Origin of the sequence: Micromonospora sp. NPDC048935, from assembly GCF_043197875.1 — a bacterium.
Lineage (GTDB): Bacteria > Actinomycetota > Actinomycetes > Mycobacteriales > Micromonosporaceae > Micromonospora.
This window is the reverse complement of sequence record NZ_JBICTZ010000003.1, coordinates 268,647-287,899: the sequence shown is the minus strand read 5'-3', so window position 1 is coordinate 287,899 and position 19,253 is coordinate 268,647. Positions and strand designations below refer to the sequence as shown.

Here is a 19,253-nt window from a genome sequence, read left to right as displayed (position 1 = left end):
TCGGCCGGCCACCGGAGCAGGGTTGAGAAGTGACAACGATGTCAACGGGCAAAAGGGAGGAAAAGCTCTCCCTGCCGCATGGTCGACCTGGCCGGTTGCTTCGTGGCGTACCGTTGACGGTTTTGCGGCGCCGACCCGGTCCGTGCGCCGATCCTGGCCGTATGTCCCTTTCCTACCCGACGGTGACCAGCTGAGATGACCGACGTGCCCCGATCCGACGCCCTGACGACCCCCGCTCCGCCCGGGTCACCCGACCTGCCCGACCTGGACGGGTTCCTCACCGACCAGACCAGCACCCTGCTCGACACGGCCCGCCGCGCGGTCCGGCCCGAGGGCGGCTTCTGGTGGTTGACCGACGACCGCACCCCGGACCGTGGCGAAGCCGTCTACACCTGGATCACCTGCCGGATGACCCACGTGGCCGCCCTCGCCCACCGCAACGGCGATCCGGACGCCGCCGCCCTCGTCGACCACGGAATCGCCGCGCTCAGCACCCTGCTGCACGACGACCGGTTCGGCGGTTGGTTCAGCGCCGTGGACCAGCAGGGCGTGCCAGTCGACGACCACAAGGCCGGCTACGACCACGCGTTCGTGCTGCTCGCCGCATCCAGCGCCACGCGCGCCGGACGACCCGGCGCGAAGGAGTTGCTCGCCGACGTGCTGACCGTGGTGCGGGACCGGTTCTGGGACGACGAGGCGGGCGCGGTCCGCGAGTCGTGGCTCCGGGACTGGACGGTCACCGAGGACTACCGCGGCGCGAACAGCAGCATGCACATGGTCGAGGCGTTCCTCGCCGCTGCCGCCGCCACCGGCGACGCGAGCTGGGCCGACCGCGCCCTGCGGATCGCCACCCACCTGGTGCACACCGAGGCCGCCCGACACGACTGGCGGCTGCCCGAGCACTTCACCGCCGACTGGACGCCGCTGCTCGACTACAACCGGGACCAGCCTGCCGACCCCTTCCGGCCGTACGGCTCGACGATGGGCCACTGGTTGGAGTGGGCCCGGCTGCTGCTGGAGTTGGAGGCCGTCCTGCCGCAGCCACCCCGCTGGCTGCACGCCGACGCCCGCACCCTGTTCGCCGCCGCCGTGCGCCGTGGCTGGGCGGTCGACGGCGCCGACGGCTTCGTCTACACGATCGACTGGGACGACCGGCCGGTGGTGCGCTCCCGGATGCACTGGGTGCTCGCCGAGGCCATCGGTGCGGCGATCACCCTGCACCGCCGCACCGGCGACGACGTCTACGCCGACTGGTACCGCGTCTTCTGGGCGTACGCGCGCCGCTACCTGATCGACGGCACCGGCTGGCGGCACGAGCTGGACGCGCGGAACCTGCCCGCCGACACGGTCTGGCACGGCCGGCCGGACGTCTACCACGCGTACCAGGCGGTGCTGCTGTCGTGCTCCGCCACCGGGCTCGGCGGGCCCGGCCCGCTCGCGCCGGGCGAGGTGACCGCATGATCGTGGTCGCTGGCGAGGCGCTCATCGACCTGGTGGTCACCGCCGAGGGGCAGCGCGCCGTGCCGGGTGGTTCCCCGGCCAACGTTGCGCTCACCCTGGCCCGGCTCGACCAGCCGGTACGGCTGCTGGCCCGGCTCGGCACCGACGATTACGGTCGGCAACTCACCGCGCACCTGAGCGCCAACCGGGTGGACCTGGACTGGGCGGTCCGCGCCACGGAGCCCACCTCCGTGGCGGTGGCCACGTTGAACGCCAGCGGGCAGGCCAGCTACGAGTTCCGGCTGGCCGGCACGGCGGACTGGCAGTGGACGCCGCGGGAGCTACCCGACCTCGCCGGGTCACCGGCGACCGCGCTGCACACCGGGTCCCTCGCGCTCGCGCTGCCACCCGGGGCCCAGGTGCTGGAGGACCTGCTCGCCCGCGAACACCGCCGCGACGGGCTCACCGTCTCGATCGACCTCAACCTGCGGCCCAGCATCGTCACGGACCGGGCGGCGGAACAGGCCAGGGTACGCCGCCAGGTGCCCCTCGCGAACGTGGTGAAGGCGAGTGACGAGGATCTGGCCTGGCTCTACCCGGACCGGTCGGTGGGCGACGTGCTCGCCGAGTGGTGCGAGGCCGGGGTGTCCTGCGCCGTGGTGACCCGGGGTGGTGAGGGAGCCTGGCTACTCGCCCCGAACGGATCACTGCACGAACAACCGGCGGTACGCACCACAGTTGTCGACACCGTCGGGGCGGGTGACTCGTTCACCGGCGGTCTGTTGGCCGCGCTGGCCGATCTCGACGCCCTCGGCGACCGACCGGCCGACCGACTCGCCGCGGTGACCGAGCAGCAGTGGGGCTCGGTGCTCCGCCAGGCGGCGACGGTGGCCGCGCTGACCTGCGCCCGCCAAGGCGCGGACCCACCCCGCCGAGCAGAGGTCCAACCCCTCCTCAACCCAACCCCGTAAAACCCCGGACCCGCCCCCGCCCCACCCGGCCCGGCCCAGGCTCGCCGGGTCGATCATGGACTTGTGGTGCCTCACAAACGCCGCGAAGTGCAGTCAAACGCCCACCACAACTCCATGATCGACCGGGTGGGGGTGGGCGGGGCGAGCGGGGCCGGGGGCCGGGGGCGCGGGGGCGGGTTAGGTTAGGCCTCGTTTTAGGAGCTTGGTGGGGAGGACTGTGGTGGACGGTGGGGTGTCGTCGCCGGCTACTCGTTGGAAGAGGCGTTCGGTGGCGACTCTGGCCAGCTCCCGGGTGTCGTAGGCGACCACGGTCAGTGGCCGCGGCATCAGGTGGGACAGTTCGAAGTCGTCGAAGCCGACAAGTGCGGCGTCACTGCCCCGGCGGTGCAGCTCCTGGAGGGCGCCGACGGTGAGCCGGTTGTTGGCGCAGAAGAACGCCGTCGGCGGGTCCGGCAGGTCGAGCAGCGCGGCGACGGCTCGACCGGCCTCCTCGGGCGCGATGAGCCGTTCGCGGACCAGCGACTCGTCCGGTGCGACCCCGGCGGTGGCCAGCGCCGCCCGCGCCCCGGCCAGCCGCTCGCGCATGGTGGGCACGCTCGGCGCGCCGAGCAGCAGGCCCACCCGGCGGTGCCCCTCGTCGAGCAGCGCGCTGACAGCGGCCTGGCTGCCGCCCCGGTTGTCCAACAGCACCGCGTCGGCGTGCAGCCCCTGCGGCGGACGGTCCAGGAAGACCACAGGCATCCCCAGCTCGACCTCGCGACGCAGGAACGAGTGGTCGAGACCCGCCGGCACGACCAGCAGTCCGTCGACCCGACGCTGGGTGAAGTCCTGGAGCAGGGCGCGTTCGCGTTCCGGGTCCTCCTCCGACGAGGCGGTGATCAGCATGGTGCCGTGGGCGGCCGCGATCTCGGCGGCAACGCTGGCGATCGTCGCGTAGAACGGGTTGGCGATCTCCTCGATGAGCAGCCCGACCGTGGCGTTGAGCTGCCGGGACCGCAGGTTGCGGGCGATGTCGTTGCGGCGGAAGCCCAGCTCGGCGATGGCGGCGAGCACCCGGTTGACCAGCTCCTGCCCCACCGGCTCGTCGTTGACCACCCGGGAGACCGTCTTCAGACTGACCCCGGCGTGCCGGGCCACGTCGACCATCGTCGGGCGCCGACGCACCGTCGGCCGGGTCGGGGTCTGGGTCACGGGTCGTCCTCCACGGCGGGGCGCCGGTCAGCGGTCGGGGGCGGCGAGCGCGTCGACCGCCTTGCGCGCGGCGACGAGCACCGGGTCCCACACCGGCGCGTACGGCGGAGCGTAGCCCAGGTCCAGTGATGTCATATCGTCCACCGTCATGCCGTTCCAGAGTGCGACAGCCAGCGTGTCGATGCGTTTGGCCGCCTCGGACCAGCCGACGATCTGCGCGCCCAGCAAGCGGCCGCTGGGCCGCTCGGCGATCAGTTTGACGGTCATCGGTCGGGCACCGGGGTAGTAGCCGGCCCGGTTCGTCGACTCGGCGATCACCGAGACGAAGTCGAAGCCGGCCAGGGTGGCCTCCCGCTCCCGCAGGCCGGTGCGCCCCACCTCCAGGTCGCAGACCTTGGTCACGGCCGTGCCGATCACGCCGGCGAAGGTGGCGTACCCGCCGCCGATGTTGATCCCGGCCGCGCGGCCCTGCTTGTTGGCGTGGGTGCCCAGCGGCACGTGCACCGGCATCCCGCTGACCCGGTGCAGCATCTCCACGCAGTCACCGGCAGCCCAGACGCCGGACAGCCCGGCCACCCGCATCCGGCGGTCCACCCGGATACCACCGGTCGGGCCGATCGGAAACCCGGCAGCCTTGGCGAGCGCGGTGTTCGGGCGTACCCCCAGGCCCAGGACCACGACGTCGGCCGGTATCGGCCCCTCGGCCGTGACCACCGCGGACACCCGGCCGTCCCGCTGCTCCAGGCCGGTCACCGGCAGGTCGGTGCGGATCGTGACACCCAGGCCGCGCATCGCCTCGGCGACCAGCTCGGCCATGTCGCCGTCGACAGTCGCCATGGGCTGCGCACCGGCCTCGACCAGGGTCACCGACAGGCCGCGCTGGATCAGCGCCTCGGCGATCTCGACGCCGATGTAGCCGCCGCCGACCACCACGGCCCGACGCGGCTGCGGCTCAGCGTCCAGCCAGTCGCGCAGCGCCGCCCCGTCGTCGAGGGTCTGCATGCCGAACACGCCGCCCGCGTCAGTGTCCGCCCAGGGCGGTTGCACCGGGACGGCACCGGCGGCGTACATCAGGTCGTCGAAGCGCTCGCGGACCTCGCCGCCGCCCTCCAGATCCCGGGCCACCACCTCGCGGCGGTCCAGGTCGATGGCCGTGACCTCGTGACGCAGCCGGACGTCCATCGCGTACGTCGTGCGGAACGTCTCCGGATCCCGCGCGATCAGCGCCTCCGGGCCGGACACCAGGCCACTGATCCAGTACGGGATGCCGCACGCCGAGTAGGAGGTGAAGTGGCCCCGCTCGAAGACCACGATCTCCAGGTCGTCACGGTCGCGGCGGCGTCGGGCCTGGGACGCCGCCGACATTCCGGCGGCGTCCCCGCCGATGACGATCAGCCGTTGCGCCACGGGCTCATCCTGTCACGACGGTGTTCAGCCACGGGTCTGCCGTGCGACGTCCTGCACCACGTCGGTGAGTTGGCCGGCGCGCTCGTACACCGCGCGTTGCCGGGCCGCCCCGCTGCCGTGCCGGCGCAACCCGCCCAGCAGGTCGGTCACCTCGGCCCAGTCGCCGTGCTGCTCCAGCGCGGGCCGCAGCCGCTCGACGAACCGGTCCAGCAGTTCCCAGGCCGGGCGGACCTCGCCGGTGGTGACGTCGACGGCGTCGCCCTCCAGGCCGTCGTGCGCGGCCCGCCAGTGCGCGCCGACAAGCAGGTGGTGATCGGTCTGCAACGCCGGGCGACCAGCCTCGACGTCCGCCCTGGCGGTGGCCACCAGGGCCCGGACCAGCGCGGCGACCAGCACCGCGTCGTCCACCGACGGGCAGACGTCGCCGATCCGCAGCTCCACGGTCGGGTACTTCGCCGACAGTCGGGCGTACCAGTAGAGCATCCCCTCGTCGAGCATCACCCCACTGGAGATCAACTGACGGATCAGCCGCTGGTAGTGCTCGTGCGACTCCAGGAACGGCGTCGGCGCCACCGACGGCCAGCGCTCCCACTCCACCGAGCGCCAACTCGCATAGCCGGTGTCCTCACCCCGGGAGAACGGGGAGTTGGTGGTCATCGCGTGCAGCATCGGCAGCCAGGGGCGTACGTGGTTGAGCACCTGCACACCGGTCTCCGGATCGGGAACGCCGACGTGCACGTGCATGCCGTTGTTGCCGGGGCCGGGAACGAGCAGCCGGAACCGCTCGACCATCCGGTCGAAGCGGGGCTTGTCCACCACCGGCGGCACCGGGCCGTCCACCGGGCCGGTGCCGATGGCGAGCAGACGTACGCCGGCCCGCTCGGCGGCGTCGGCGAGCGCCCGACGCAGCACGCCGAGGGAGTGCCGGATCGACGACAGCTCCAGGCCGGGCGGGCTGCCGATCTCGATCTGACTGGTCTGGAACTCCCGCTCCACCTGCCCGCGAAGCTCGGCCGGCACCTGCTCCATGACCAGGTCGACGGCCGGGACCGCGGCCCCGGTGTGCGGGTCGACGAGCAGGAACTCCTCCTCGACGCCCACGGTGAGCAATCCGGTCGCCCCAGCCGCCTCGCTGGGCGCCTCCGCCACCTGACCGGTCATCGCCACCACCGTCCGTTCCTACCGTTCGCGGTCCGTCCGCATCGGTCTGCTGCTTGGTTACCCAACGTGGCGATGCCGGGAAACGTGGCGATGGCCCGTGGTGCGGGAGCGTGCCGCCGGTTTCGCCGGGACGACGTGACAGGGGGTCCTATGCTGAGCCCGTGCCGGTGTCACTGGGGGTTGTCGGGGTCGCGTGGTTGTCCGCGTTCGCCCAGCTCACCCTGCTCGCCGGCCGTCCGACCGACCTGCTGGCCGGTGCCGCGCTGACCGCCCTGGTGCTGCTCGCCGTGGTGCTCGCGGCGCGGGTGCTCGGCCGCGCGGGTGTGCCGGGCACCGGGCCGCGCTGGGCCGGCTTGCGAGCCCGGTCCCGTGCTCGGCGGGTGCCCCGACAGATCGACCCGGACGCCGCCGGCCGCCCACGTCCCCGTGCCCCCGGGCTCGGTTCGGCCGCGTAGCGCCACGCCGCCGCGCGGCCGATCCCGCCGTCACCGGCCCCCCTGTCGAGCGGACACCGCCCGGGGTTGGGCCCCACCGGAATCGGACCGAGGGGTTTCCCATGCTTGCCTTCGCACCACTGCACGACGCTGTCGCCGCTGCCGGCACCGCGCTGTCCTGGCTCACCGACCTGCTCGAACCGTTGGCCGGCGGGATGGCGACCGCCGCCGCCATCGTGCTGTTCACCATCGCCGTCCGACTGCTGATCTCGCCGCTCACCGTCGCGCAGGTCCGCGGCGAGCGACGCCGCGCCGCGCTCGCCCCGCAGGTGCGTGACCTCCAGCGGCGGTACGCCGACGACCCGGCGAAGCTTCAGCGCGAGGTGTTCGCGTTGTACCGGAGTGCCGGGGCCAACCCGATCGCCGGCTGTCTGCCGTTGCTGCTTCAGGCGCCGTTCCTGCTGGTCCTGTACCGGTTGTTCACCACGAGCGAGGGCGGCACCGGGCTGCTCGACGAACGGCTGGCCGGGGTGCCACTGGGCCACCATCTCGGCGACGGTGTGGCCGGGGCGGCCGGCCCGCTCTTCGCCGTACTGCTGGCCGTGCTGCTGGCGGTGGCCTGGTGGTCGTCGCGGCGGGCCCGGCGGGCGTCGGCGGCCGTCGGCACGGTGGCCGGCACCCCCACCGAGGGGCCGGGCGCGGCGGTGCTCGGGCGACTGCTGCCCCTGCTGCCGTTCACGACGGTGCTGGTGGCGCTGGTGCTGCCGCTCGCCGCGGTCATCTACCTGGTGACCACGAGCGTGTGGTCGGCCGCCGAACAGGCGGTGCTCCGCCGGCCGCAGGCCGTGCCGTCGCCGGCTGACCGGTAGCCGATCAGCGACCGGCGGTCACCGACCGCCGGTCGTCGCGCCCCCGACGCTTGCGGACCTTGCGGATCACCCAACCGGCCACCATCACCACGAAGACCGCGCCGATCGCGTAGTTGAACCAGTCGCTGTAGCGCTCCACATCCTGCCAGCGGCGCCCGAGCGCGTAACCGGCTCCGACGATGAGAGCGTTCCACACACCGCTGCCGATGGTGGTGAGCAGGATGAACTCACCCAACGGCATCCGGTTGGCCCCGGCCGGCACGGACACCAGGCTGCGGACCACCGGGACCACCCGGCCGATCAGCACCGCCCACCGGCCGTGCCGCTCGAACCACCTGTCGGCCTTCTCCAGGTCGTCGCTGTCCACCAGCGGGATGTGGTCCAACCAGCGCTTGAGTCGTTCCTCGCCGAGCGCCGCGCCCAGCCAGTAGAGCACCAGCGCGCCGACCAACGAGCCGACCGTCGCGGCGAACACCACGACGAAGACGTTGAACTTGCCCTCGTGCGCCAGGAAACCGGCGAGCGCCAGCACGATCTCGCTGGGGATCGGCGGGACGATGCTCTCCAGCGCCACCAGCAGCGCCACGCCGACCGGGCCCATCACCTCGATCACCGAGGCCACCCAACCGGTCAACCCGGTGAATTCGGACGGGTCGCCAGCCTGGGCGTACGCCATGGGTCGTCCTTCCGGTCGGCTGTCGGGGATCGGAGGGTCTTACCCAATAAAGGCGATTGCTATACCTCGGGGTGCAGGGCGGTGTCCGCCGGACCCTGCCGCCAGCCGGTGAACACCACGCTCAGGCCGGCACGCGACGGCGCGCAGCAGAACGGGCCCGCCACGGCCTCGGCCGCCGGATCCAGCGGGGCGAGCCGGACCAGTCGCCACGGCTCGTCGTCGGCGCGGGCGCGGACGGTAAGCGCGTCGCCGGCCCGGCTGACCCGGACGGTCACCTCGCGGCCCGGCCACTGCGGCACCGGTGCCACCGACCAGTCGGAGAACTCCCGGGTCACCACCGCGCCGACCTGCGCCTCCCCGTCGCTGATCTCGACGCCGGCCTTGGTCCAGGTGCGTTCGTCGACGCGGACGAGCGCACCGGCCTGGTCGAACTGCGCCGAGAAGTCGAGCCGGAAACTCACCTCCATGGCGGTGCCGACCGGTAGCGGCGCCAGCAGGGCCGGGCCGTTGTCGTGCACGAAGCCGTAGCTGGTCCGCCGCCAGAAGTCGCTGTCCGCGGCCGGCTCGACGACGAGCGCACCGGCGGGGCCCTCCTCGACGCGTACCGGTGGGTGCAGCCACCGGCCCGCAGACCAGTCCAACGGTTCGCTCGGCGGTACGAGGTCGTTTCCCATGACAGGCACGATAACCAAGGGTTTGCCGCGGTGATCGATCGGAGAAGTCTCTCCCGCATGGGTGACCGCTGGTATTCCGAAGCCGTCGTGTACTGCCTCGACATCGACACGTACGCCGACTCCGACGGCGACGGGGTCGGTGACATCCGTGGGCTGATCGGGAGGTTGGACTACCTGGCCCGGCTCGGGGTGACCTGCCTGTGGCTGCACCCGATCCACCCGTCGCCCAACCGCGACGACGGTTACGACGCCACCGACTTCTACAACGTGGACCCGCGTTTCGGCACCCTCGGCGACTTCGCCGAGCTGCTGCACCAGGCACAGAACCGGGGCATCCGCGTGATCATCGACCTGGTGGTCAACCACACCTCCGACGAGCACCCGTGGTTCCAGTCCGCCCGATCCTCGCCGGACTCGCCCTACCGCGACTGGTTCGTGTGGTCCGACACCGAGCCGGACGACCGGCACCAGGGCATGGTCTTTCCGGGTGAGCAGGACGAGACCTGGAGCTACGACCGGACCGCCAAGGCGTGGTTCTACCACCGGTTCTACAAGTTCCAGCCGGACCTCAACTTCGCCAACCCGCAGGTCCGGGACGAGATCAAGAAGATCATGTCGTTCTGGCTCCAGCTCGGCGTCTCCGGCTTCCGGATGGACGCGGTGCCGTTCATCATCGAGCTGACCGAACCGGGCAACCCGAACTCCCCGAAGGACTTCGAGTTCCTCACCGAGATGCGCCAGCACGTGCAGTGGCGCCGCGGCGACGCCGTCCTGCTGGCCGAGGCGAACGTCGAGCCGGACCAGCTACCGACGTTCTTCGGCGACAGCAGCGGGTCCGGCAACCGCATCCACATGCTCTTCGACTTCATGCTCAACGGTCGACTCATGCTCGCCCTGGCCCGCGAGGACCCGGAGCCGCTGATCGAGGCGCTCCGCGACACCCCGAAGCTGCCCGTCGGTGGGCAGTGGGCCACCTTCCTGCGCAACCACGACGAGATCGACCTGTCCCGGCTCACCACCGAACAACGCAACCAGGTGTACGCGCAGTTCGGCCCGGACGAGACCATGCGCATCTACGACCGGGGCATCCGCCGCCGGCTCGCCCCGATGCTCGGCAACGACAGGCGACGCATCGAGCTGGCGTACGCCCTCCAGTTCTCCATGCGCGGCACGCCGGTGTTGCGCTACGGCGAGGAGATCGGGATGGGCGAGGACCTGTCGCTGCCCGGTCGGGAGGCGATCCGTACCCCGATGCAGTGGTCGTACAAGCCGAATGCCGGCTTCTCCACGGCGGAGGAGGAGAAGCTGGTCCGCCCGGTGATCGACAAGGGTGAGTTCGGCTACCAGACGGTCAACGTCACCGCCCAGCGCGGCGACCCGAAGTCGCTGCTCGCCTGGTTCGAGCGCATGATCCGTACGCTGCGGGAGGCCCCGGAGATCGGCTCCGGCTCGACCACCCACATCGACGTGGCGATGCCGGCCGGAGTGCTGGCGCACCGGGCGGACGGACCGACCGGAACCATGGTCTTCGTGCACAACCTCGGCACCGACGACGTCGAGGTGGACCTGAGCAGTCTCGAACCGGAGGCCGACATGCCGATCGACGTGCTCACCGACCGTGGCTACGGCGAGTTGGGCAAGCTCGGTGCCGTCAAGGTCTCCGGCCACGGCTACCGCTGGATCCGGCTCTGCCGGGGCAGCGCGTTCTGAGCTGACCGGGAGACCGCGCCGCTCGGCGCGGTCTCCCCACGCGTGCGCACCGGACGATGTCACGCCCTCGTCGCGGTGTGCCGATCAGCGCACGCCGAAGGCGCGGAGCACGGTCTGCCGGAGTCGGATGCTGCCACCACCGGTGACGCCGGGCAGACGCGCGGCGGAGACGGTCAGCTCGGTACGGCCGCGCGCGGTGCCGGCGGCGTCAAGGCTGCTTCCTGGATCAAAGCATGGTCATCGCCGATAACTAGCAGTGGAAGGTTAAGCTCCTTCGATCGACCCCACGTTACCGGGAGGTAATCATGTCGGAGGAGCCCCGCGTCGCCATCGTCACCGGAGCCGCACGCGGTATCGGCGCGGCCACCGCCCGACGGCTGGCCGCCGACGGAATGGCCGTCGCCGTGGTCGACATCGAGGAGGCGGCCACCAAGGAGACGGTGGACGCCATCGCCGCCGCCGGCGGCCGGGCGCTCGGTGTGGGTGCCGACGTGTCCGACCGCGATCAGGTCGAGGCGGCGGTGTCCCGGGTCGCCGCCGAGCTTGGCGCGCCCACCGTGCTTGTCAACAACGCCGGTGTGCTCCGCGACAACCTGCTGTTCAAGATGACCAACGCCGACTGGGACACGGTGATGGGGGTGCACCTGCGCGGCGCGTTCCTGTTCAGCCAGGCCGCGCAGAAGCACATGGTGGACCGGAAGTGGGGGCGGATCGTCAACCTCTCCAGCACCTCCGCCCTGGGCAACCGGGGCCAGGCGAACTACGCCGCCGCCAAGGCCGGCCTCCAGGGCTTCACCAAGACGCTCGCCATCGAGCTGGGGCCGTTCGGGGTGACCGTCAACGCGGTCGCACCCGGGTTCATCGTCACCGACATGACCGCGGCCACCGCCGCCCGCATGAAGGTCGACTTCGAGGACTTCAAGAAGCACGCGGCGGCCGAGATCCCGGTGCGTCGTCCCGGGTTCCCGGAGGACGTCGCCCACACCATCTCGTTCCTGGCGAGCGAGGGTGCCGGCTTCGTCTCCGGTCAGGTCATCTACGTTGCCGGCGGCCCCCGGGACTGACCCCGTACTCCCGACGGGGGCGCTCCTTCGCGAAGGGGTGCCCCCGTCGTCGCGTCAGGCGGTGGTGACCCGGACGGCTGTCGCGTCAGGCGGTGGTGCGGCGGGTGCGCCAGAGCCAGAGCAGGCCGAGCACCGGCAGCACCAGCGGGATGTAGCCGTACCCGCTGCCGAACTTCGACCAGACTGTCTCGTCCGGGAAGAGCTCCCGGTCGGCCAGGCTCAGGATGCCGACCGCGACCACCCCGACCAGCTCCACGGAACAGCACGCCAACGCGACCCGTCGGCCGGTGTGCCCGGCGCGGGCCAACCCCACCGCCGCCACGATGTAGATGAGCGCGGCTACCCCGGACAGCAGGTAGGCCACCGGCGCCTCGTCGAACTTGGTGGCGATCTGGAGGCCCGCCCGACTCGTCGCCGCGATGGCGAAGAGCAGGTAGACCGCGATCAGCAGCCGGCCCGGGCCGGCGTTCGTGGCGCGACCGGCCGGTCGGGTCTCACCCACCGAGCACCTCCCAGGTCTGCTGCAACCGGACCACCACCACCGGGGTGACCAGGCAGACCGCACAGACGATCGCCGAACCCCAGCGGGTCGGCTCCATCCGGGCCAGCACCCAGGCCAGCGGCGGCAGGCACACCAGCGTGACCAGATAGCCGAAGAAGGCGCCCGGCTCACCGGGCCGGTCCCCGCCGCCGACCGCGACGAGCGCCAGCACGGTCAACACCAACAACGCCACTTCGAGTACGGCCAGGCCGACGAACTGCAACCGGTCCGGCGGCCGTTGGCGCACCGCCGCCACCAGTGCCCACACCGCCACGAGCAGCGACAGCACGATCGACACCGTCGCGACGAGCCCGTCCACCGGTGAGTCGGCACCCATGCTGGTCACCGGCCCCAGCCGGTCGTTGCCTCGGTCACCGGCACAGCCTACTAACCGTCGTAGTAAAGGGCTGTACCCGCCTCGGGAGGCGTCCGCCGAGGGGTGGTTCGGGCGACCGGCACGGGCCTCAGTCGCTGTCCGGCAACCAGTAGACGGAGACGGCAAGGAGCGGGTCCGGCCCGTCGTTGCGGATCTGGTGCGGCACCCTGCTGTCGAACGCCGCGACGTCGCCGGATCGCAGAACGCTCGTCTGGTCGCCGAAGGTCAGCGTTCCGGTGCCGGACACGATGATCCACACCTCGCGCGACCGATGGACATCGAGGTCGTTGGACGTGTTCGGGGCAACCGACCAGCGAGCGACCTCGAACGGCGCGGGCGCCGCCGACGGATAGGGCAACAGCCCACGGTGCACGGGTCCGCCCTCGGCGAAGTCGTACCAGTGGGCAAAGTCGACGGGACCGCTTGTCGGTGCTGAATTCGTGCTCGGCATGCCATCCACACTGCCGCGCCGACCCCGGCGCGTCTGGCGGCAATCGGACGTGGCGTTGCCCTGGGCGGTCCGTGTCGGGCAGCGTCGATTGGTCGAACCCGCCGCCGTCGTGGCTGGTAGGGCGACTAGCGTGGATCACGGCCGTGGCGTTGCCGCGGGGTGGGGAAAAAGCGGAGGTACACGTGCTGCGGTTCGGTTTGTTCGGCACCGGTCACTGGGCGATCGAGACGCACGGGAAGGCATTGCACGCACATCCGGACGCGGAACTGGTCGGGGTGTGGGGGCGTAACCCGGAGCGGGCCTCCGCGCTGGCCGAGCGGTACGGGGTGCCCGCCTACGCCGACGTCGACGCGCTGATCGCGCAGTGCGAGGCGGTCGCCGTCGCGCTGCCGCCGGACATCCAGGCCGACATCGCGACCCGGGCGGCCACCGCCGGGCGGCACCTGCTGCTGGACAAGCCGCTGGCGCTCAGCGTGGCCGACGCCGACCGCGTCGTGGCCGCCGCCGAGGAGTCCGGGGTCGCCTCGGTCGTGTTCTTCACCCAGCGTTTCCAGCCGAACGTGACGGCCTTCCTCGCCGCCACCGCCGCCGTCGGGGGCTGGCAGCACGGCCGCACCACCGCGTTCGCCTCGATCTTCCAGGACGGCAGCCCGTACGGCGGATCGTTGTGGCGCCGGGAGCACGGCGCGCTCTGGGACATCGCCCCGCACGCGCTCTCCATCCTCCTTCCGGTGCTGGGCCGGGTGACCCAGGTCGCGGCCATGGACGGACCGAGCGGGATGGTGCATCTGCTGCTCACCCACGAGGGAGGAGCCACGAGCAGCGCCTCGCTCTCGCTGGACGCCCCGACCGAGTCGATGGCCCGGGAGTTCGTCTTCTACGGCGAGAACGGCATCGAGACCGTGCCGTTCGGCGAGAACGACGCCGCGACCGCGTTCGGCGTCGCCATCGACCAGCTCGTCGAGCAGGTGCGGGCCGGCACCCGCGACCACCGCTGTGACGTCCGCTTCGGCCGTGAGGTCGTCGGCATCCTGGCCGCCGCCGAAACCGCCCGCGCCGAATCCCGCACTGTCCCGCTCCCCTGACCCCCACCCCCTGACCCCCACCCCCTGACCCCCACCCCCTGACCCCCACCCCCTGACCCCCACCCCCTGACCCCCGCCCCCGCCCCCACCCGTCAGCCCCGGTGATCATGGGGTTAGCGGCGCGACACGCCGTGCCGGACGGCAATAACCTCATGATCACCGGGGTCGACGACGGGGCCGATGGGGCGGGGCCGACGGGCGGGGCCGGGGGTTACGGGAGCGTGGTTAGGGCGGCGTTCAACTCGTCTGGTGAGTTGAACTGTTCGGGCGGTAGCGACTGCAACATCTGCAACATTTCTGTGCTGGCGCCGTTCTCCTGGCCCCAGCGGATCAGGTCCTCCCGGGAAACCGGGTAGTCGAGTCCGGCCAGGTACTCCTGCAACTGCACGCCGGTGACGGTCATGTCGGCCGGCTACCCGCTCGCGGTGGTCGTACACCGGCTCGGTCGGCACCCACGACGGCCCGGCGGCCGGCGTGTCGGCCCGCGGCGCGCCCACGGTTTGTCCCCGCGGGGGTCGGGTAGCCGCTGGCATGCTGGTTCAGCGGCTCGGCGCGCCGAGCGATTTCGACCCGTTGCTGGAGCGCGTTCGGGACGCCCGGGTGGTGATGATCGGCGAGTCCACCCACGGCAGCTACGACTACTACCGGCTGCGTGAGCAGCTCACCCGTCGGTTGGTCGCGGAGTGCGGCTTCTCCTTCGTCGCGGTGGAGGGTGACTGGCCGGACTGTGACCGGGTGCACCGTTCGGTGACCGCCGCGCCGGACGGCGCACTCCAACCGCAGCTTGCGCTGGACCAGTTCCAGCGGTGGCCGACCTGGATGTGGGCAAACGCCGAGGTGGCCAGGTTCGCCAGTTGGTTGCGGGCCTGGAACCTGGAGCGGCCGCCGGAGCAACGCGCCGGGTTCCACGGGCTCGACGTGTACAGCCTCTGGGAGTCGATGCAGGCGATCTTCGACTATCTGGGGGAGGAGGACCCGACGTCGCTGGAGGCGGCGCAGGACGCGTACCGGTGCTTCGAGCCGTACGGGAAGAGAGTCGAGGAGTACGGCGCGGCCAGCCGGTTCGTCTCCGCCCGTTGCGAGGAGGAGGTGGTCCGGCTGCTCGCCCGGACCCGTGAACATGCCCTCTCCGACGGCCCGGACCGCTTCTCGGCCTGGCAGAACGCGGAGGTGGTGGCCGGTGCGGAGCGGTACTACCGGGCGATGGTGGCCGGTGGGCCGGACTCGTGGAACATCCGCGACACCCACATGCAGGACACGCTGGACCGGCTGCTGGACCGCTACGGCCCGGACGCCCGGGGCATCGTCTGGGCGCACAACACGCACGTCGGGGACGCGCGGGCCACCGACATGGCCGCGGACGGGATGGTCAACATTGGTCAGTTGGCCCGGGAACGCCACGGCGACGACGCGGTGGCGCTGATCGGCTTCGGTAGCTACCGGGGCACGGTGATCGCCGCACCCCGGTGGGGTTCGCCGCCCGAGCCGATGGTGGTGCCGCCGGCCCGGGAGGGGTCGATCGAGCGGCGGCTGCACGAACTGATGCCGGACCGGGCGGTGCTGGTCTTCGGCGGTGACGACCAGCCCGGCTGGGTTACCGACACCGCGGACCATCGGGCGATCGGTGTCGTCTACGACCCGTCCTTCGAGTCCTGGGGCAACTACGTGCCCACCCGGCTCGGTGACCGCTACGACGCGTTCATCTGGTGCGACGAGACAACCGCTCTGCACCCGCTGCCGGTCCCGGCCGCCCCCGGCGAGATGGAGACCTACCCGGCCGGCGTCTGACGATCAGTCACCGGCCGGGTGGAGTCTCGGGGTCAGACGTGGGTGGGGGTGCGGTCCTCCAGGTGGGTGCGGAGGCCCTCGCCCTCGATGTCGACGTTCGGTAGGGCGCGGTTGAGCCAGCTCGGCAGCCACCAGGCGCGGGCACCCAGAAGCGACATCACCGCCGGGACGATTGTCATCCGGACCACGAACGCGTCGATGGCGACGCCGACCGCGAGCGCGAAGCCCATCGACTTGATCACCGGGTCCTCCAGGAAGACGAAGCCCCCGAAGACCGACATCATGATCAGCGCGGCGGCGGTGACCACCCGGGCGCCATGCCCCATGCCGCTGATGGTGGCCTGCCGGGCGGACTCGCCGTGCACGAAGTCCTCCCGCATGCGGGACACCAGGAACACCTCGTAGTCCATGGCGAGCCCGAACAGGATGCCGATCAGCAGGATCGGCAGGAAGCTGATCAGCGGACCCGGCGTGTCCAGGCCGACCAGGTCGGCGAGGTGCCCCTGCTGGAAGACCGCCACCGTGATGCCGAACGTGGCCGCGACGGTGAGCAGGAAGCCCAACGCGGCCTTGACCGGCACCAGCAGCGAGCGGAACACCAGCATCAGCAGCAGCACCGAGAGCCCGACCACCAGCAGCAGGTAGACCGGTAGCGCGTCGGAGAGCTTCTCGGAGACGTCGATGCCGATCGCGGTGGCACCGGTGAGCAGCACGTCCACGTCGCGGATCCCGCCCACCGCGCCACGGATGTCGTGCACCAGGGTTTCGGTGGCCTCGGCGGTCGGGCCGGTCTTGGGCACCACGCCGAGCAGCGCGGTCCGACCATCCGGGCTGAGCTGCGCCGGAGCCACCGCGAGGACGTTCTCGGTGCGCTGGAGCAGGGCGGTGACCTGCGGCACGGCGGTCGCGGTGGCCTGTGGCGTGTCACCGGCGACCACCACCGCGAGCCGGCCGGTGAAGCCCGCTCCGAAACCCTCGACGGTCAGGTCGTTGGCCACCCGGGCGGGTGAGCCGACGGCGGCCGTCGCGGCCCCCGGCAGGGCCAGCCGCATGTCCGGCGTGGGCAGCGCGAGCAGGCCCAGGCCGAGCAGACCGACCAGGATGACGGGTACGCGGAAGCGGGTGACGAACCGTGCCCAGCGGAACCCGAACCGGGACTCGTCCTCGACGGCCGACCGGTTGGTGTCGTCGGAGTGGTCGACACCGGCGCTGGTGTCGGTGCCGTCGGTGGCGACCGCACGCAGTCGGCGGGGGAGCACCCGGCGACCGGCGAAGCCGAGCAGTGCCGGCTGGAGGGTGATCGCGACGAGCACCGCGACGGTGACCGTGCCGGCGGCGGCGAGACCCATCACGGTGAGGAACGGGATGTTCACCACGGCCAGTCCGGCCAACGCGATGACCACTGTCGCGCCCGCGAAGACCACCGCGGACCCGGCGGTGCCGACCGCTCGGCCGACCGCCTCCTCCGGGGACAGGCCGTCGAGCAGGTTCTGCCGGTGCCGGGAGGTGATGAACAACGAGTAGTCGATGCCGACGGCGAGGCCGAGCATCAGCGCCAGGATCGGCGCGGTGCTCGTCAACTCGATGACGCCGCTGAGCGCGAACAGGCCGGCCATGCCGACGCCCACGCCGATCAGCGCGTTGAGCATTGTCATCCCGGCGGCGACAAGTGAACCGAACGTGATGATCAGGACGATCGCGGCGACGAGCACGCCGAGCGCCTCGGTGGAGCCGATCTCCGGCTCACCACCCAGCACCTCGCCACCCGGGGCCACCTGCCAACCCTTCGCCTCGGCGGCGGCACCGACCTTCTCGTACGCGGTGCGCTGCTCGTCGGTCACCTCGTCGCCGCCGCTGGCGAACTGGACCTGGACCAGCGCGTACCGACCGTTGGGCGAGACCGCGCCGATCTGGAGCGGGTTGACCGCGCCGACCACGCCGGGCAGGGTCGAGGCCTCCTGGACCAGCTCCTGCACCACCGCCTTGCCCTCGGGGGTGGCCAGTTGACCGTCGGCCGGCGCCTTGACCGTGATGGTGCCGGTCGCGCCGCTGGCCGCGGGGAACTGCTCGGCGAGCAGGTCGAGCGCCCGCTGGCTCTCGGTGCCGGGCATCGTGAAGTTGCTCGCCGTCGGGCCGCGCAGGGTCGCCGCGGCCAGGCCGGCGATGACGAGTACGACGAGCCAGAGCGCGACGACGAGTCGACGCCGGCGTAACGCGCCCCGGCCGAGCCGGTAGAGCAGGGTGGCCATCAGGAGTCCTTGTCCTCGGTCGTTGGTGCTGGGAGCAGGGGTGACCCGACGGGCTCGACGGCCCGCCGGACGAGGGCGAGCAGGGCGGGGCGCAACTCGTCGTCGGGCATGTCGACGAATTCGTCGCACGCCTCGGAGATGCCGGCGAGCAGCACCAGCGCGGTGATGCGGGCACCCGGTCGGTCGGAGTGCCCGGCCAGCGCGTCGCGCAGCCGGTCCGAGATCTGCTGGATGTGCGCGAAGGCCGGCTGGCACAGCAGCTCGGGGAACTCGCCGCGCAGCACCGCGATCTCCCGCCGGAACCGGACCGCGAGGTCGACGAAGCCGATCGCGGCGACCTCCTGGGCGGGTGCTCCGGTCAGGCCGGTGAGCTGGTCGTCGAGGTCGCGCAGCACACCGATCGCGGGAGCCATCAGCTCGGCGAGCAGGGCTTCCTTGTTGGCGAAGTGGTAGAGCACGGTGGCCTTGGAGCAGCCGACCTCGCCGGCGATGTCCTGTAGCGAGGTGCCCCGGTAGCCGGTGACCGCGAACCGTCGTGCCGCCGCGGCGAGGATCTCGCCGTGCGTCTCGGACACCACTCTGGCCATCGTTGGTCCACCTCCGTGAACCAGCATGCCTGACCGATCGGTCAGATCCTGACCGATCGGTCAGACCTCCGCGGTGGCGTTCCCCACATCCGGCGTTGGTTTACCCGGCGTGCTCGGCGTCGTACCTGGTCCGCGCCTCGGCGATGGCCCGACGGTGCCGCTCGGCCCAGGCCGTCAGCGCGACGAGTGACTCGTACAGCTCCAGGGCCATGGGGGTGGCGGTGTATTCGACCCTGGGCGGAACGGTCGGGTAGACCCGGCGGTGCAGCAGGCCGTCCCGTTCCAGGTTGCGCAGCGTCAGGGTGAGCATCCGGCGGCTGATCCCCTCGATGTGCCGCTCCAGCTCGGTGAAACGCACCGGCCCGTGTGAGGCGGCCACCAGGACGCCGATGCTCCACTTGCCGCCGACCCGGTCGAGCACCTCGCGGACGGTGCACGCCCGAGCCTGGCCCGGGGTGAACGGCACGTTCTCGCCCGCGCAGGTCAGCTCGGCCTCGACCAGCGCGGTCACATCGCTGTTCCTCTGGGACATCACAGTGCCTCCTTCCGCTCCGGTTCATGGTCACAGACGATGACCTC

Annotated in this window: 20 protein-coding genes; 8 read left to right on the top strand and 12 right to left on the bottom strand. The window is 71.6% G+C overall.

Going from position 1 to position 19,253, the window contains the following annotated elements; genetic code table 11:
- Positions 1 to 195: 195 nt before the first annotated feature.
- Positions 196 to 1,461 carry an AGE family epimerase/isomerase gene (locus tag ACGFIW_RS11955; protein ID WP_393313401.1) on the top strand — a complete coding sequence of 422 codons (1,266 nt, stop codon included), beginning with the start codon at positions 196 to 198 and terminating at the stop codon, positions 1,459 to 1,461.
- Positions 1,458 to 2,411, top strand: coding sequence for a carbohydrate kinase (locus ACGFIW_RS11950; RefSeq protein ID WP_393313398.1), 954 nt, complete (start codon positions 1,458 to 1,460; stop codon positions 2,409 to 2,411). Before ACGFIW_RS11955 ends, ACGFIW_RS11950 begins: the two co-directional genes overlap by 4 nt.
- Positions 2,412 to 2,588: 177 nt before the next feature.
- On the opposite strand, the gene ACGFIW_RS11945 is transcribed toward ACGFIW_RS11950, so the two are convergent.
- The 3 genes from ACGFIW_RS11945 to ACGFIW_RS11935 are packed head-to-tail and all read right to left on the bottom strand — an operon-like array spanning position 2,589 to position 6,170.
- Complete coding sequence (locus ACGFIW_RS11945) at positions 2,589 to 3,602, bottom strand: LacI family DNA-binding transcriptional regulator (RefSeq protein WP_393313394.1); 1,014 nt, start codon at positions 3,600 to 3,602, stop codon at positions 2,589 to 2,591.
- 27 nt (positions 3,603 to 3,629) lie between these two features.
- Positions 3,630 to 5,009, bottom strand: coding sequence for an FAD-dependent oxidoreductase (locus tag ACGFIW_RS11940; RefSeq protein WP_393313391.1), 1,380 nt, complete (start codon positions 5,007 to 5,009; stop codon positions 3,630 to 3,632).
- A gap of 24 nt (positions 5,010 to 5,033) precedes the next feature.
- Entirely contained in the window at positions 5,034 to 6,170 is a 1,137-nt protein-coding gene (locus tag ACGFIW_RS11935) for a glutamate--cysteine ligase (RefSeq protein WP_393313388.1), read from the bottom strand.
- Positions 6,171 to 6,331: 161 nt separating this feature from the next.
- Between ACGFIW_RS11935 and ACGFIW_RS11930 the strand changes: the two genes are divergently transcribed.
- A complete protein-coding gene (locus ACGFIW_RS11930; protein WP_393313385.1) occupies positions 6,332 to 6,625 on the top strand; it encodes a DUF6412 domain-containing protein in 294 nt (97 codons plus the stop codon).
- Positions 6,626 to 6,726: 101 nt separating this feature from the next.
- A complete protein-coding gene (locus ACGFIW_RS11925; RefSeq protein WP_393313382.1) occupies positions 6,727 to 7,473 on the top strand; it encodes a YidC/Oxa1 family membrane protein insertase in 747 nt (248 codons plus the stop codon).
- Between the two features lie 4 nt (positions 7,474 to 7,477).
- Here ACGFIW_RS11925 and ACGFIW_RS11920 read toward each other — a convergent pair whose 3' ends face one another.
- Positions 7,478 to 8,149, bottom strand: a complete 672-nt coding sequence (locus tag ACGFIW_RS11920) for a DedA family protein (protein ID WP_393313379.1) — start codon at positions 8,147 to 8,149, stop codon at positions 7,478 to 7,480.
- A gap of 59 nt (positions 8,150 to 8,208) precedes the next feature.
- A complete protein-coding gene (locus tag ACGFIW_RS11915) occupies positions 8,209 to 8,823 on the bottom strand; it encodes a DUF1349 domain-containing protein (RefSeq protein ID WP_393313376.1) in 615 nt (204 codons plus the stop codon).
- Positions 8,824 to 8,880: 57 nt separating this feature from the next.
- Here ACGFIW_RS11915 and ACGFIW_RS11910 point away from each other — a divergent pair, with 57 nt between their 5' ends.
- Positions 8,881 to 10,533, top strand: a complete 1,653-nt coding sequence (locus tag ACGFIW_RS11910) for an alpha-amylase family protein (RefSeq protein ID WP_393314041.1) — start codon at positions 8,881 to 8,883, stop codon at positions 10,531 to 10,533.
- A gap of 305 nt (positions 10,534 to 10,838) precedes the next feature.
- Complete coding sequence (fabG, locus tag ACGFIW_RS11905; protein ID WP_393313373.1) at positions 10,839 to 11,597, top strand: 3-oxoacyl-ACP reductase FabG; 759 nt, start codon at positions 10,839 to 10,841, stop codon at positions 11,595 to 11,597.
- A gap of 85 nt (positions 11,598 to 11,682) precedes the next feature.
- On the opposite strand, the gene ACGFIW_RS11900 is transcribed toward fabG, so the two are convergent.
- The 3 genes from ACGFIW_RS11900 to ACGFIW_RS11890 all read right to left on the bottom strand — a co-directional run bounded on the left by ACGFIW_RS11900 (position 11,683) and on the right by ACGFIW_RS11890 (position 12,965).
- Positions 11,683 to 12,099, bottom strand: a complete 417-nt coding sequence (locus ACGFIW_RS11900; RefSeq protein ID WP_393313370.1) for a hypothetical protein — start codon at positions 12,097 to 12,099, stop codon at positions 11,683 to 11,685.
- The gene (locus ACGFIW_RS11895; protein WP_393314038.1) at positions 12,092 to 12,475 is read right to left on the bottom strand and encodes a hypothetical protein; all 384 of its coding nucleotides are present in this window, start codon (positions 12,473 to 12,475) and stop codon (positions 12,092 to 12,094) included. Before ACGFIW_RS11895 ends, ACGFIW_RS11900 begins: the two co-directional genes overlap by 8 nt.
- 127 nt (positions 12,476 to 12,602) lie before the next feature.
- Positions 12,603 to 12,965 (bottom strand): cupin domain-containing protein, encoded by a 363-nt coding sequence (locus ACGFIW_RS11890; RefSeq protein ID WP_393313367.1) that lies wholly within the window; start codon positions 12,963 to 12,965, stop codon positions 12,603 to 12,605.
- 182 nt (positions 12,966 to 13,147) lie between these two features.
- Here ACGFIW_RS11890 and ACGFIW_RS11885 point away from each other — a divergent pair, with 182 nt between their 5' ends.
- Positions 13,148 to 14,050 (top strand): Gfo/Idh/MocA family protein, encoded by a 903-nt coding sequence (locus ACGFIW_RS11885; RefSeq protein ID WP_393314036.1) that lies wholly within the window; start codon positions 13,148 to 13,150, stop codon positions 14,048 to 14,050.
- A gap of 211 nt (positions 14,051 to 14,261) precedes the next feature.
- On the opposite strand, the gene ACGFIW_RS11880 is transcribed toward ACGFIW_RS11885, so the two are convergent.
- On the bottom strand, positions 14,262 to 14,453 hold the full coding sequence (locus ACGFIW_RS11880) for a DUF2795 domain-containing protein (protein WP_357066810.1): 192 nt from the start codon (positions 14,451 to 14,453) through the stop codon (positions 14,262 to 14,264).
- Positions 14,454 to 14,581: 128 nt separating this feature from the next.
- On the opposite strand from ACGFIW_RS11880, the gene ACGFIW_RS11875 reads away from it, so the two are divergent.
- Positions 14,582 to 15,838: an erythromycin esterase family protein gene (locus ACGFIW_RS11875; RefSeq protein ID WP_393313364.1), complete on the top strand. Its 1,257-nt coding sequence runs from the start codon at positions 14,582 to 14,584 to the stop codon at positions 15,836 to 15,838.
- A 32-nt stretch (positions 15,839 to 15,870) separates the two neighbouring features.
- Here ACGFIW_RS11875 and ACGFIW_RS11870 read toward each other — a convergent pair whose 3' ends face one another.
- The 3 genes from ACGFIW_RS11870 to ACGFIW_RS11860 all read right to left on the bottom strand — a co-directional run bounded on the left by ACGFIW_RS11870 (position 15,871) and on the right by ACGFIW_RS11860 (position 19,206).
- Positions 15,871 to 18,087 (bottom strand): MMPL family transporter, encoded by a 2,217-nt coding sequence (locus tag ACGFIW_RS11870; protein WP_393313361.1) that lies wholly within the window; start codon positions 18,085 to 18,087, stop codon positions 15,871 to 15,873.
- Positions 18,087 to 18,674: a TetR/AcrR family transcriptional regulator gene (locus ACGFIW_RS11865; protein WP_393313358.1), complete on the bottom strand. Its 588-nt coding sequence runs from the start codon at positions 18,672 to 18,674 to the stop codon at positions 18,087 to 18,089. Before ACGFIW_RS11865 ends, ACGFIW_RS11870 begins: the two co-directional genes overlap by 1 nt.
- A 100-nt stretch (positions 18,675 to 18,774) precedes the next feature.
- On the bottom strand, positions 18,775 to 19,206 hold the full coding sequence (locus tag ACGFIW_RS11860) for a winged helix-turn-helix transcriptional regulator (protein WP_393313357.1): 432 nt from the start codon (positions 19,204 to 19,206) through the stop codon (positions 18,775 to 18,777).
- Positions 19,207 to 19,253 lie beyond the last annotated feature (47 nt).

Bases quoted from the DNA above. Each gene is read 5' to 3' on its own strand.
- ACGFIW_RS11955 (WP_393313401.1), top strand. From the start codon at position 196: ATGACCGACGTGCCCCGATCCGACGCCCTGACGACCCCCGCTCCGCCC.
- ACGFIW_RS11950 (WP_393313398.1), top strand. From the start codon at position 1,458: ATGATCGTGGTCGCTGGCGAGGCGCTCATCGACCTGGTGGTCACCGCC.
- ACGFIW_RS11935 (WP_393313388.1), bottom strand. From the start codon at position 6,170: ATGACCGGTCAGGTGGCGGAGGCGCCCAGCGAGGCGGCTGGGGCGACC.
- ACGFIW_RS11925 (WP_393313382.1), top strand. From the start codon at position 6,727: ATGCTTGCCTTCGCACCACTGCACGACGCTGTCGCCGCTGCCGGCACC.
- ACGFIW_RS11920 (WP_393313379.1), bottom strand. From the start codon at position 8,149: ATGGCGTACGCCCAGGCTGGCGACCCGTCCGAATTCACCGGGTTGACC.
- ACGFIW_RS11915 (WP_393313376.1), bottom strand. From the start codon at position 8,823: ATGGGAAACGACCTCGTACCGCCGAGCGAACCGTTGGACTGGTCTGCG.
- ACGFIW_RS11910 (WP_393314041.1), top strand. From the start codon at position 8,881: ATGGGTGACCGCTGGTATTCCGAAGCCGTCGTGTACTGCCTCGACATC.
- fabG (WP_393313373.1), top strand. From the start codon at position 10,839: ATGTCGGAGGAGCCCCGCGTCGCCATCGTCACCGGAGCCGCACGCGGT.
- ACGFIW_RS11895 (WP_393314038.1), bottom strand. From the start codon at position 12,475: ATGGGTGCCGACTCACCGGTGGACGGGCTCGTCGCGACGGTGTCGATC.
- ACGFIW_RS11890 (WP_393313367.1), bottom strand. From the start codon at position 12,965: ATGCCGAGCACGAATTCAGCACCGACAAGCGGTCCCGTCGACTTTGCC.
- ACGFIW_RS11880 (WP_357066810.1), bottom strand. From the start codon at position 14,453: ATGACCGTCACCGGCGTGCAGTTGCAGGAGTACCTGGCCGGACTCGAC.
- ACGFIW_RS11875 (WP_393313364.1), top strand. From the start codon at position 14,582: ATGCTGGTTCAGCGGCTCGGCGCGCCGAGCGATTTCGACCCGTTGCTG.
- ACGFIW_RS11870 (WP_393313361.1), bottom strand. From the start codon at position 18,087: ATGGCCACCCTGCTCTACCGGCTCGGCCGGGGCGCGTTACGCCGGCGT.
- ACGFIW_RS11865 (WP_393313358.1), bottom strand. From the start codon at position 18,674: ATGGCCAGAGTGGTGTCCGAGACGCACGGCGAGATCCTCGCCGCGGCG.
- ACGFIW_RS11860 (WP_393313357.1), bottom strand. From the start codon at position 19,206: ATGTCCCAGAGGAACAGCGATGTGACCGCGCTGGTCGAGGCCGAGCTG.